Annotated in this window: 11 protein-coding genes and 1 pseudogene; 8 read left to right on the forward strand and 4 right to left on the reverse strand. The window is 67.6% G+C overall.

What is annotated here, in order from left to right; all coding sequences use genetic code 11:
- Window positions 1–27 precede the first annotated feature (27 nt).
- Window positions 28–627: an START domain-containing protein gene (locus PVZ72_RS08830; RefSeq protein WP_007162268.1), complete on the forward strand. Its 600-nt coding sequence runs from the start codon at window positions 28–30 to the stop codon at window positions 625–627.
- Window positions 628–792: 165 nt separating this feature from the next.
- On the opposite strand, the gene msrQ is transcribed toward PVZ72_RS08830, so the two are convergent.
- A complete protein-coding gene (msrQ, locus tag PVZ72_RS08835; RefSeq protein ID WP_273861722.1) occupies window positions 793–1,404 on the reverse strand; it encodes a protein-methionine-sulfoxide reductase heme-binding subunit MsrQ in 612 nt (203 codons plus the stop codon).
- Complete coding sequence (gene msrP, locus PVZ72_RS08840; RefSeq protein WP_183630263.1) at window positions 1,404–2,414, reverse strand: protein-methionine-sulfoxide reductase catalytic subunit MsrP; 1,011 nt, start codon at window positions 2,412–2,414, stop codon at window positions 1,404–1,406. Before msrP ends, msrQ begins: the two co-directional genes overlap by 1 nt.
- Before the next feature lie 213 nt (window positions 2,415–2,627).
- Here msrP and PVZ72_RS08845 point away from each other — a divergent pair, with 213 nt between their 5' ends.
- From PVZ72_RS08845 to PVZ72_RS08860, 5 genes and pseudogenes are all read left to right on the forward strand, one after another.
- On the forward strand, window positions 2,628–4,325 hold the full coding sequence (locus tag PVZ72_RS08845; protein ID WP_273861723.1) for a dihydroxyacetone kinase family protein: 1,698 nt from the start codon (window positions 2,628–2,630) through the stop codon (window positions 4,323–4,325).
- A 349-nt stretch (window positions 4,326–4,674) separates the two neighbouring features.
- Window positions 4,675–5,004: pseudogene (locus PVZ72_RS24185) on the forward strand (PAS domain-containing protein); the annotation flags it as partial.
- 93 nt (window positions 5,005–5,097) lie between these two features.
- A complete protein-coding gene (locus PVZ72_RS08850) occupies window positions 5,098–6,240 on the forward strand; it encodes a methyl-accepting chemotaxis protein (protein ID WP_405046469.1) in 1,143 nt (380 codons plus the stop codon).
- Window positions 6,241–6,300: 60 nt separating this feature from the next.
- Complete coding sequence (locus tag PVZ72_RS08855) at window positions 6,301–6,912, forward strand: tRNA-uridine aminocarboxypropyltransferase (protein WP_187979139.1); 612 nt, start codon at window positions 6,301–6,303, stop codon at window positions 6,910–6,912.
- A gap of 57 nt (window positions 6,913–6,969) precedes the next feature.
- Window positions 6,970–7,146, forward strand: coding sequence for a hypothetical protein (locus PVZ72_RS08860; protein WP_187979140.1), 177 nt, complete (start codon window positions 6,970–6,972; stop codon window positions 7,144–7,146).
- A gap of 67 nt (window positions 7,147–7,213) precedes the next feature.
- On the opposite strand, the gene PVZ72_RS08865 is transcribed toward PVZ72_RS08860, so the two are convergent.
- Both PVZ72_RS08865 and PVZ72_RS08870 read right to left on the reverse strand, forming a co-directional pair.
- Window positions 7,214–7,612, reverse strand: coding sequence for a YbaN family protein (locus PVZ72_RS08865; RefSeq protein ID WP_133859233.1), 399 nt, complete (start codon window positions 7,610–7,612; stop codon window positions 7,214–7,216).
- A 3-nt stretch (window positions 7,613–7,615) separates the two neighbouring features.
- Window positions 7,616–8,200, reverse strand: coding sequence for a UPF0149 family protein (locus tag PVZ72_RS08870; protein WP_133859232.1), 585 nt, complete (start codon window positions 8,198–8,200; stop codon window positions 7,616–7,618).
- 162 nt (window positions 8,201–8,362) lie between these two features.
- On the opposite strand from PVZ72_RS08870, the gene recQ reads away from it, so the two are divergent.
- Both recQ and PVZ72_RS08880 read left to right on the forward strand, forming a co-directional pair.
- Window positions 8,363–10,501 carry a DNA helicase RecQ gene (gene recQ, locus PVZ72_RS08875; RefSeq protein WP_273861725.1) on the forward strand — a complete coding sequence of 713 codons (2,139 nt, stop codon included), beginning with the start codon at window positions 8,363–8,365 and terminating at the stop codon, window positions 10,499–10,501.
- Between the two features lie 73 nt (window positions 10,502–10,574).
- Window positions 10,575–11,012, forward strand: coding sequence for a MarR family transcriptional regulator (locus PVZ72_RS08880; RefSeq protein WP_007162293.1), 438 nt, complete (start codon window positions 10,575–10,577; stop codon window positions 11,010–11,012).
- The last annotated feature ends 20 nt before the right edge of the window (window positions 11,013–11,032 follow it).

The following is an 11,032-nucleotide window of genomic DNA, read 5'->3' on the forward strand; positions in this document are numbered from 1 at the left end:
GACAACCACAACAACAAGGGACGTCCCATGCACAAGCCGCTTCGCTCCATCCTCGCCCTGACCCTGCTCGCAGCCACCGGCCTGGCCCAGGCCGAGGACTGGCAACTCGCCAAGCAGGAAGATGGCATCCAGGTCTATACCCGCGCCGTCGCCGGCTCCAAGTACAAGGCCTACCGCGGCGTGGTCCAGATCAAGGCCGATCCGGCCACCATCGCCAAGCTGCAGGACGACCCCGTGGGTTCCTGCAAATGGATCTTCCGCTGCCAGTCGCTGCAGGTGCTCAAGCGTCAGGACAACCAGGCCTGGACCTACATGCGCATCGACATGCCCTGGCCGGTGACCGCCCGTGACGTGGTGCTGCACATCACCGAGCAGAAGACTCCCGATGGCGGCTTCACCCGCACCCTCGAAGGCCAGCCGGACTATCGTCCCGCTGCCGACGGTTACGTACGGGTCGCGAGCTTCCAGGGCCAGTGGCGCGTGGTGCCGAAGAACGGCGGCTCGGAAGTGACCTACGAGGCCCAGAGCGAGCCGGGTGGCAGCGTGCCGTCCTGGCTGGCCAACAGCTTCGTGGTGGATGCCCCGCTCAACACCCTGAAGGGCTTGCGCCAGGCCGCGCAGCGCTGATGGACCGCCCTCGGGCAGCGGCCTGGCCCACTGGCGCCAGGCCCGTTCAATACCACCCCTTTGCCAAACCGTGGCGGTCCATCCGCATACCTCAACAGCTGTTTTTAATACCACCCCTTTAGATTCGAGGCATGGAGGGTCAACCCTCTGCCTGGGCGGTGGTAATCAGCGAGCAGGGACGGCCGCTGCCCGACTTCGCCTTTTACGGCGCCAGCCATCTACCAGGCGGAAGGCCAGCAGGGCGGCGCCGATAGCGGCGTAGAGCGCCCACTCTTCCAGGTCCGAGCGTACGATCCAGAGGTAGTGCAGCAGCCCAAGGCCCAGCACCAAGTAGGCCAGCCGGTGCAGCTCCTTCCAGCGCTTGCCCAGGCGGCGCATGGCGGGGCGGTTGGAAGTGACGGCCAGAGCCAGCAGGATCAGCAGCGCCGCGGCACCCACGATGATGTAGGGCCGGCGCTGCAACTCCACGCCCAGTTGCGACAGGTCGAAGCCCAGCACGAACGCCAGGTAGCCGAGGAAGTGCAGCAGGGCATAGGTGAAGGTCCAGAGGCCGAGCTGGCGGCGGATCACCGGCCAGAGCTTCCAGCGGGTGAGGCGCGACAGCGGCGTCAGACTCAGCGTCAGCAGCAGCAGCACCAGGGCGCCGGTCCCCAGCTTGTCCACCAGCGCCTTGCCCGGGTCCGGACCTAGGGCGAAGATCCAGGCCTGGTACAGCCACCACAGCGGCGGGCAGAGTGCGGCGACAAACACCGCGACCCGCCAGAGCAGCAATCCCATCAGTAGTTTCTCCGCAGATCCATGCCGCTGTAGAGCGAAGCCACTTCCTCGCCATAGCCGTTGAACATCAGCGTCGGCCGCACGTTGGGGCTGAACAGGCCGCTGGGCAGGCGCCGTTCGCGGGCCTGACTCCAGCGCGGGTGGTCCACTTCCGGATTGACGTTGGCATAGAAGCCGTACTCGTTGGGCGCCATGCCCTGCCAGGTGGTGCGTGGCTGCTCGGCCACCAGGCTGATGCGGACGATGGACTTGATGCCCTTGAAGCCGTACTTCCAGGGCACGATCAGCCGCAGCGGCGCGCCGTTCTGGTTGGGCAGCACGCGGCCGTACATGCCCACCGTCATCAGCGTCAGCGGATGCATGGCCTCATCCAGGCGCAGGCCTTCGACATAGGGCCAGTCCAGCAGGGCGAAGCTGGAATTCATGCCGGGCATGTGCTGCGGGTCCTTGAGCGTCTCGAACTTCACGTAGCGCGCCTTGCCGGTGGGTTCGACGCGCTTGAGCAGGCTGGCCAGCGGAAAGCCAAGCCAGGGGATGACCATGGACCAGGCCTCGACGCACCTCATGCGGTAGATGCGCTCTTCCAGGGTGTCGGGGCCGAAGAGGTCTTCCAGCCCGTAGGTGCCGGGCTTGCCCACCTCGCCATCGACTACCACGCTCCAGGGCTGGGTGGGCAACTGCGCGGCATGGGCGGCGGGATCGCTCTTGTCCGGCCCGAATTCATAGAAGTTGTTGTAGTGGGTAGCGTCCTTGAAGGGCGTGATGTCCTCGCCCTTGACCGTGGCCGCCTGCCAGCGGGTATCAGGCAGCTTGCGTTCGAACCAGTCCGGGCCCTTGGCGGCTTCGACGTCGCCATAGCTGGAAGCGGCCGCCAGCGCCCAGCCGGGCAGGGCGGCGCCGGCGAGCAGGGCGCCGCTGGCACCGAGCAGCTGGCGCCGGGACAGGTAGACGGCTTCGGGGGTGATCTCCGACCCCAGGCAGGCAGAGCGCGGAACGATCTTGATCGGCATGACGGACCTCGGTGGGGTGCGCTCGCAGGAGAGCGGCTGGCTAACAGCGTGAGACATCCCGGTCGTGAAAAGCTTCCGACGCCAACGATAGCCTGCCGTCCCGGTCCGGCGGAAGGCCGTTGCGCGCCTGTCAGCCGGCCGTTCAGGTCGCTGCCAGGCAGGCCCGGGACCCCGTGCCATACTGCGGCGACCTCTCGCCCTCAGGAGTCCCCGATGAAGAAGCTGATCAATAGCCCCACCGCTGTGGTTCGCGAACTGCTCGAAGGCCTCGTCAGCCTGGATCCCGGCCTGGCCCTGCTGGCCGAGGAGCAGGTCATCCTGCGCCAGCCCCTGGCCGCTACGGGAGATCGCCCGGTCGCGGTGATTTCCGGCGGCGGCAGCGGCCACGAACCGGCCCATGCCGGCTATGTGGGCGAGGGCATGCTGACCGCCGCGGTGGCGGGAGACGTCTTCACCTCGCCCAGCGTCGATGCCGTGCTGGCGGCCATCCGGGCGGCGGCGGGTCCCGCGGGCGCCCTGCTGGTGGTCAAGAACTACACCGGCGACCGTCTCAACTTCGGCCTGGCCGCCGAACTGGCGCGCAGCGAAGGCATTCCGGTCGAGACGGTGCTGGTGGCGGACGACGCCGCCTTGCGCCATACCGTGGCGCCGGAAAGGCGCCGCGGTATCGCGGGTACCGTGCTGATCCACAAGCTCGCGGGCGCAGCGGCCGCCGCCGGGCGCCCCCTGGCCGAGGTAGCTGCGCTGGCCCGCGCCGCGAGTGCCGAATTGCGCAGCATGGGTGTCGCCCTGGGTGCCTGCACGGTGCCGGCGGCGGGGCATCCGGGTTTCCAATTGGCGGACGACGAGGTGGAATGGGGCCTCGGCATCCACGGCGAGCAGGGCGTCGAGCGCGGTCCCCGACTGGGCGCCGACGGCACCGTGGCGCGGCTGCTGGATACCCTCATCGAAGACGGCGGCTATCCCGCTGGCACGCGCCTGGCGCTGCTGGTCAATGGCCTGGGCGCGACGCCGCCGCTGGAACTCGCCCTGGTGGCGCGGGCGGCGCTGAGCCAGTTGCGCCAGCGGGGCCTGGTGGTGGAATGCGCCTGGACCGGTACCTTCCTCAGCGCCCTGGACATGCCCGGCTGTTCGCTGTCGCTGCTGCCGGTAGACGAGGCGCGCCTGGCGCTGCTCGATGCGCCGACCCGGGCGCGAGCCTGGCCGGGTGACGGCCGGGTCCCGGCGGCGCCCACCCTGTTGCCCGCACCCGCGGCAGCAGCCGAAACGACCCCTCGCACCCCAGGTCCCCTGGCAGAGCGGCTGCAGGCGACGGCAGATGCCGTCGTCGCCAGCCTGCTGGCCAACGAAGCCCGCCTCACCGAACTGGACAGCCGCGCCGGGGACGGCGACCTGGGCACCAGCCTGGCCCGTGGCGCTGAAGCCATGCGCGCCTTGCCCGCCAGCGTCTGGTACACCCCGGCCAGCGCCCTGGCAGCCACCGGCCAGGCACTGCGCCGGGCCATCGGTGGCAGCTCCGGACCCTTCTACGCCTGCGCCCTGATCCGCGCCGCTCAACTGCTGGACTGGGTGGAACGACCCACGCTGGCGCAATGGGCCCAGGCCCTGGATGGTGGCGTCCAGGCCCTGGCCGAACTGGGTGGCGCCCAGCCGGGCCAGCGCACCATGCTCGATGCCTTGCGCCCGGCAGCGGATGCCCTGCTGGCCGCTGCCCAGGCGGGCGCCAGCCCGGCACAGGCCTTTGCCGCGGCGCTCGCCGCCGCCCGCCAGGGCGCCGAGGCCACCGCGGAGATGCTGCCGGCCCAGGGCCGCGCCAGCTACCTGGGCGAACGCGTCCGCGGCATTCCCGATGGCGGCGCCGTGGCGGTGGTCTGCTGGCTGGAGGCCCTGGAGCCCGTGATCACCGGCTAGGCCAGTGATCGCCCTGGCGAGGACCGCGGCGATCGGCGCAGCCAGGGCGCCCAGGAAGGTCGACACGCATCCCGGATCCACCTGGGCGCTCGGCCAGCCGCGCTATCCGGTCAGGCCCTGGAGCTCCTCGTGAAAAGCCAAGTGCCTCGCCTGGCGCCAGGTCAGCCAGGCCCCTGAGCGAACCGCTTATCAAAACATTTCAGCGCATCCTTAAAGCCCAGATGCAACATGCCGATAGTTAGTATGACGATAACCAAATGGTTACCGTTGGCGCCTGTGCCGGCAGTTGGCCACCATTGAACTGGTTGATGTCGCACGGAGTAGATAACCCGCTAGATAAGGCACCCGCATGCGCACGAATTTGCCGGTCACCCAGCAAGGCCGTACCTTCAAGCAAGAGGAACGACTCATCTCCACCACTGATCTGCAGGGGAACATCACCTACTGCAACGAGGCCTTCATCGCCATCAGTGGCTATACAAGGGAGGAGCTGATCGGCAATCCGCACAATCTGGTGCGTCATCCCGACATGCCGCCACCGGTGTTCGGCCACATGTGGGCGACCCTCAAGGAGGGCAAGCCGTGGATGGGCATCGTCAAGAATCGCTGCAAGAACGGCGATTTCTACTGGGTGAGCGCCTATGTCACCCCGATCCTCGAACAGGGCCGGGTGATCGGTTACGAATCCGTGCGTTCGCTGCCCAGCACCAGCGAAGTCCGTCGCGCCGGCGAGCTCTATGCCCGCATCAATGCCGGCAAGGCCCCCGTGCCCATGACGCGCCGCCTGGGCAGCGCCATCGCCGCCTGCTGGTCGACGGTGGCGGCCACCGGGGTGATCCTGAGCGGCCACTTCCTGCTCGACGACACGACTCAGGCGGTCCTCATCGTCGCGGCGCTCCTGGGTATCAGCGGTCATCAGCTCTATCGCCAGCGCGCCAGCATCGAGCGCATCCTCGCCGATCATCCGAAGATGTTTTCCAGTGCCGTCGTGGCCCCGACCTACAGCGACCAGTGTGGTGCCCCGGCACGCCTGGATCTGGCGCTGCACAGCGAAGCCGCGCGCCTGCAGACGGCCCTGACCCGGCTGGCCGACGTGGGCGACAGCGTGCGCGTCAAGGCGCGCGAATCCTCCCAACTGGCCCAGTCCGAGGCCGAACTGCTGGATCAGCAGCGCCACGAGACCGACCAGTCCGCCGCGGCCATCACCCAGATGACCTCCACCATCCACGAGGTCTCGCAGAACGTCCAGGAGACCGCTCAGGCGGCGGCCAACGCCGAGAGCCTGGTGCACTCCGGGCGTGACAAGGCCGAAGAGAGCCTGACGTCCATGCGCGAACTCGGCGCGGCGGTCAGCGACATCGGCCAGGCCGTAGGCGAGCTGGCCAGTTCGACCCAGAGCATCGGCAGCGTCGCCGATGTCATCACCGCCATCGCCGAACAGACCAACCTGCTGGCGCTCAACGCCGCCATCGAGGCCGCCCGTGCCGGTGAGGCCGGTCGCGGCTTCGCCGTGGTGGCCGACGAGGTCCGCTCGCTGGCCTCGCGTACCCGTGAATCCACCGAGCAGATCCATCAGATCATCGCCAACCTGCAGGCCAATGCCGACCGCGCCGTGGCCACCGCCAGTCGCGGCGAAGAGACCTCGCGCCAGAGCGAACGCCATTCGGCGGCGGTACGCGAGTCTTTGGAAGGCATCAGCGAATCGGTCAGCCTCATCACCGCCATGAGCCAGCAGATGGCCACCGCGGTGGAAGAGCAGAGCCACGTCTCCGAAGACATCAACCGGCAGATCAGCCGCATCGCCGATCTTTCCGATCACAGCTCGGCCCAGGCCCGTCGCGGCTCGGAGCTGAGTCGTGAACTGGAAGGGATGGCCGACTACCTGCACGACCTCACCGCCCGCTTCAATCGCTGAGTCGGGGAGGGCGGCGGTGATCCGGTATGATCGCCGCCCCGATTCGCTCCGGAAGTCCCGATGTCCCGTCCCGCTTGCGCGCGCTGTCAGCGTCCCCTGTCACTCTGCCTGTGCGCGCTGATCCCGTCGCTGACCAGCCGCACGCGGGTGCTGTTGCTGCAGCATCCCAGCGAGCGGCGCCATCCGCTCAATACGGCGCGCCTGGCCGCCCTGGGGCTCGGCAATGCGCAGCTGGAGATTGGCGAGACCTTTCCCGACCTGCCGCTCTGGCTCGCCGATCATGACGCCTGGCTGCTGTTTCCCGGCCCCGAGGCGATCACGGTCGATCTCTTGCCGCCTGCTGCCGTGACCAAGGCACCACGGCTGCTGGTGATTCCCGACGGCACCTGGCGCAAGGCGCGCTTGCTGCTGCACGTCAATCCACTGCTGGCGGCCCTGCCCAGGCTCACCCTGCCGCCTGGCGCGCCCTCGCGCTACCGGGTGCGCAAGGCCCCGGCGCCGGATGCGCTGTCGACCGTGGAGGCCGTGGTCGCGGCGTTGAATGCGCTGGAGGCGCCGCGCCGCTTCGATGCCCTGCTGGCGCCGTTCGAGGCGCTGATCGACGGCCAGATCGCCGCCATGGGCCCGGAAACCTTTGCACGCAATCATGGCGGAGCAGAGCCGCGCGACTGAGGGAATTACCCGGGTGCCGGACCACTCTACCTAGAGAGTCAGCAGAGGAGTCACCCCATGTCCCGCTTTCCGATCCGCCAGCTCGACGCTTTCTCCCGCTTTGTCGCCCTTGCCATGCCCCGTGCCGGCGGCGAGCCCGATCAACCTGATCCGGCGCCCATCCAGCCCAGCGAGCCGGGCGAGCCCACCGTTCCCGATCAGGCACCGCCCACCCCCATGGCCAGGGCCGCCTGACGCCGCCAGCGTGACCCACGAAAAAGGGCGATCATCGCTGATCGCCCTTTTTCATGCCTGACGGTGGCTAGCGCCGGGTCTTCTGCCGGAGCAGGTAGACCGTTACCGCCGCGCAACTGGTGAAAGCCGCCACCCGGGCCCAGACGTAGGGCACCAGCCAGCAGGAAAACCCGACGCTGATCCACATGGCGACAATGGCGTAAACCTTGCCCTTGAGCGGGATGCCGTCGCCTTCCAGATAGGGTTTGACCCAGGGCCCCAGCCACCTGTGGTTAATCAGCCACAAGTAGAACCGCTCCGAACTGCGCATGAAGCAGGCTGCGGCCAGCAGCAGGAAGGGCGTAGTGGGCAGCAGCGGCAGAAAGGCACCGATGATGCCCAGGGCCACGCTCAGCCAGCCGATGCCCAGCAGCAGGTAGCGGACCCAGCCCTTGCGCTGGCGGGGTCTCGGAGTGGCCTCATCCATTGCTCAGTGGCGCGGCTTCAGCAGCGCCGGCTTTTCATCGGGGGAATGGCAGAGCAGGAACAGCTGGGTCAGCAATTCCGGAATCTGCACCATCATGTCGGCAACCAGGCGGCGGTCCTGGGCGATCTCGGCGAATTCCGGCTGCTCATCGAACAGACCCGAACCCACCATGATCGGCAGCAGCAGCTCGCTGACTTCGTCTTCGGCGTCCTCGAACCACACGGCTTCGCGCAGGAACACCCCTTCCATGAAACCGATGCACCAGCCGCGCAACTCGGAATCGTCCGGCTCCGGACCGAGCTCCAGGTCGCACGGCAGGTCCAGCTCTTCGTCGCTGCCCAGCACGCGCAGGATATGCGCCTTCAGCTGCACCAGGGAGCGCTCGATCTCTTCCTGCTGGGCGGCATCGCGATACTGCGGTGGCTCGGCGAAGAGCGCATCGATCCACTCGCGTTCGGGAACCTCTTCCGGGCAGATGGACAGGGCGGTCAGGTAGCCATGGGCGGCTACGTAGTCGAGCGCTTCTTCGTGCAGATCGTCTGCATCGAGAAAATCGCGCAGACGGGTCAATTGTTCGGCGAAGGACATCGGCTACTTACCTCGGAAAGGATTCGAAAGGGCAGAACGGCCGGAATTGTAGACGAGCGCCCGGGTCACGTCGAACTCGACGGCCTGGGGCCGGCCGACGGAAAAGCACCGCCGCAGTGACCCCGGCATCCGTATAATGGCCTTTCCATTCGAGGAGGCTTCATGTCAGAACCCGCGCTGCGCATCCTTAAAGACGTCTTTGGCTACGACGCGTTCCGTGGCAACCAGGCCCGGATCATCGAGCGTGTGGCCAGCGGTGGCGATGCGCTGGTGCTGATGCCCACGGGCGGCGGCAAGTCCCTGTGCTACCAGGTGCCGGCGCTCCTGCGGCCCGGCGTGGCCGTGGTGGTCTCGCCGCTTATCGCGCTGATGGACGACCAGGTCGCCACCCTGCTGGAACTGGGTGTGTCGGCGACCGCGCTCAACTCCACCATGACCGGCGAACAGCAGCGAGCCGTCGCCGCGCAGCTGGAGCGCGGCGAGATCAAGCTGCTCTATCTCGCGCCCGAGCGCCTGGTCCAGCCGCGCATGCTGGACTTCCTCAAGCGCCTGCCGATCGCCCTGTTCGCCATCGACGAAGCCCACTGCGTATCCCAGTGGGGGCATGACTTCCGTCCGGAATACATGCAGCTCGGACAACTGGCCGAACACTTCCCCGGCGTGCCGCGCCTGGCGCTCACCGCCACCGCGGATTCCCGCACCCGCGAAGAGATGGCCAGCCGCCTGCATCTGGAAGAGGCCGAGCGTTTTCTCTCCAGCTTCGATCGCCCCAACATCTTCTACCGCATCGTGCCCAAGGAAGCGCCGCGCAAGCAGCTGCTGGCCTTTCTCGCCGAGCGTCGCGGCGATGCCGGCATCGTCTACTGCATGTCGCGCAAGAAGGTCGAGGAGGTGGCCGAGCAGCTCAGCAACCAGGGCTTCCCCGCCTTGCCCTATCACGCCGGCCTGCCCAACGACGTGCGCGCCGCCAACCAGAAGCGGTTCCTCAACGAGGAAGGGCTGATCATGGTCGCCACCATCGCCTTCGGCATGGGCATCGACAAGCCCAACGTGCGCTTCGTCGCCCACCTCGATCTGCCCAAGAGTCTGGAAGCCTACTACCAGGAAACCGGCCGGGCCGGTCGCGATGGCCTGCCCGCTGACGCCTGGATGGCCTACGGCCTGCAGGATGTGCTGCTGCTGCGGCAGATGATGCAGAACTCCGAGGGCGACGAGCGCCACAAGCGCATCGAGCGGCACAAGCTCGAAGCCATGCTGGCGCTGTGCGAGGAAACCCGTTGCCGGCGCCAGGTGCTGCTGGCCTATTTCGACGAGCACCTGCCCCAGCCCTGTGGCCATTGCGACAACTGCATCGACACCGTCGAGACCTGGGATGCCACCGAGCCGGCGCGCCAGGCGCTGTCGGCCATCTACCGCAGCGGTCAGCGCTATGGGGTAGGGCACCTGGTCGACATCCTGCTCGGTCGCGAGACCGAAAAGATCACCAGCCTCGGCCACCAGCGGCTGGCCGTGTTCGGCCTGGGCAAGGCCCGTGGCGAAGACGAGTGGCGCACCCTGTTCCGCCAGCTGGTGGCCCGCGGCCTGGCCGAGGTGGATGTCGACGGCTATGGCGGCCTGCGCCTGACCGAGAGTTGCCGGCCGCTGCTGCGCGGCGAGGTGCGCATCGAATTGCGCCGTGACCCCAAGCCCCAGCGTGGGCGGAGCAGCAGTGGCAGCGGCTCGGCCAGTGCCGCCAGCCAGCTGGTGCGCGCCGACGAGCGCGAACTATGGGAGGTCCTGCGCACCCTGAGACGCAAGCTGGCCGAAGAGCATTCGGTGCCGCCCTATGTGATCTTCCCCGACGCCACCCTGCTGGAGATGCTGCGCAGCCAGCCGCGCTCGCTGGACGAGATGAGCCGCGTCAGCGGCGTGGGCGCGCGCAAGCTGGAGCGTTATGGCCAGGCTTTCCTCGACGTCCTCAATGACGGCGACGCCGCGCCGCCTCCGGTCGCTGACGTGCGCCACGAGGTGCTGACGCTGGTACGCGCCGGCATGACGCCCGAGCAGGCTGCGCGGCAGCTCAATTGCTCGGAAAAGAATGTCTATGCACTATTGGCCGAAGCCATTGCCGGGCAGCAGATCGCCCTGGAACAGGCCCTCGACCTGCCAGAGGATCTGCTGGCGGAAATCCAGGATGCCTTCCTCGAAGACGAGGGCGAGTTGCCGCCGGTCGCCCATGTCGCCGCGCGCTTCGAGGGGCGGGTGGCGAGTGGCGCGCTGTACTGTGTGCGGGCAGCCTTGCAGGCGGAATTGGCGGACTAGCGAGGCGCGGCGGTTGCCCCGCCCTGCCTGTAACCAGAATAATGAGAAAATCCAAGTACAAGGTTTAGCCTGAATGACCCCTACCGATCCACACCTGTTTGGCCGCCAGATCTTCCACGTCTCCCGTGCCTGGCGCGCCGAGCTAGACCGGCGCCTGAGCCACCTGGGGCTGTCTCAGGCGCGCTGGCAGGTGTTGCTGAACCTGGCCCGGATGAAGGGTGTCCAGCCTACCCAGCGTGAGCTTGCGCAGAGCATCAGCATCGAGGGGCCGACCCTGGCACGGCTGCTGGACGGCCTGGAAAAGCAGGGTCTGGTCAAGCGTCTGGCGGTCACCGAGGACCGTCGCGCCAAGCGCATCATGCTGACCCAGGAAGCCGGTCCGCTGATCGAGAAGATCGAGACCATCGCCGAAGCCCTGCGCAAGGAACTGCTCAGCGGCCTCGATGATGAAGAGATCGCCATCTGCCAGCAGGTGCATCAGCGCGTCCTGGCCAATCTCGAGCGCGGCTGACCGCCGTCTGGCGGCTGGCG

It is taken from the genome of Pseudomonas sp. LA5 (genome assembly GCF_028640825.1).
GTDB classification, from domain to species: Bacteria; Pseudomonadota; Gammaproteobacteria; order Pseudomonadales; family Pseudomonadaceae; genus Chryseomonas; species Chryseomonas aestiva.

Bases quoted from the DNA above. Each gene is read 5' to 3' on its own strand.
- PVZ72_RS08830 (WP_007162268.1), top strand. From the start codon at position 28: ATGCACAAGCCGCTTCGCTCCATCCTCGCCCTGACCCTGCTCGCAGCC.
- msrQ (WP_273861722.1), bottom strand. From the start codon at position 1,404: ATGGGATTGCTGCTCTGGCGGGTCGCGGTGTTTGTCGCCGCACTCTGC.
- msrP (WP_183630263.1), bottom strand. From the start codon at position 2,414: ATGCCGATCAAGATCGTTCCGCGCTCTGCCTGCCTGGGGTCGGAGATC.
- PVZ72_RS08845 (WP_273861723.1), top strand. From the start codon at position 2,628: ATGAAGAAGCTGATCAATAGCCCCACCGCTGTGGTTCGCGAACTGCTC.
- PVZ72_RS08850 (WP_405046469.1), top strand. From the start codon at position 5,098: ATGACGCGCCGCCTGGGCAGCGCCATCGCCGCCTGCTGGTCGACGGTG.
- PVZ72_RS08855 (WP_187979139.1), top strand. From the start codon at position 6,301: ATGTCCCGTCCCGCTTGCGCGCGCTGTCAGCGTCCCCTGTCACTCTGC.
- PVZ72_RS08860 (WP_187979140.1), top strand. From the start codon at position 6,970: ATGTCCCGCTTTCCGATCCGCCAGCTCGACGCTTTCTCCCGCTTTGTC.
- PVZ72_RS08865 (WP_133859233.1), bottom strand. From the start codon at position 7,612: ATGGATGAGGCCACTCCGAGACCCCGCCAGCGCAAGGGCTGGGTCCGC.
- PVZ72_RS08870 (WP_133859232.1), bottom strand. From the start codon at position 8,200: ATGTCCTTCGCCGAACAATTGACCCGTCTGCGCGATTTTCTCGATGCA.
- recQ (WP_273861725.1), top strand. From the start codon at position 8,363: ATGTCAGAACCCGCGCTGCGCATCCTTAAAGACGTCTTTGGCTACGAC.
- PVZ72_RS08880 (WP_007162293.1), top strand. From the start codon at position 10,575: ATGACCCCTACCGATCCACACCTGTTTGGCCGCCAGATCTTCCACGTC.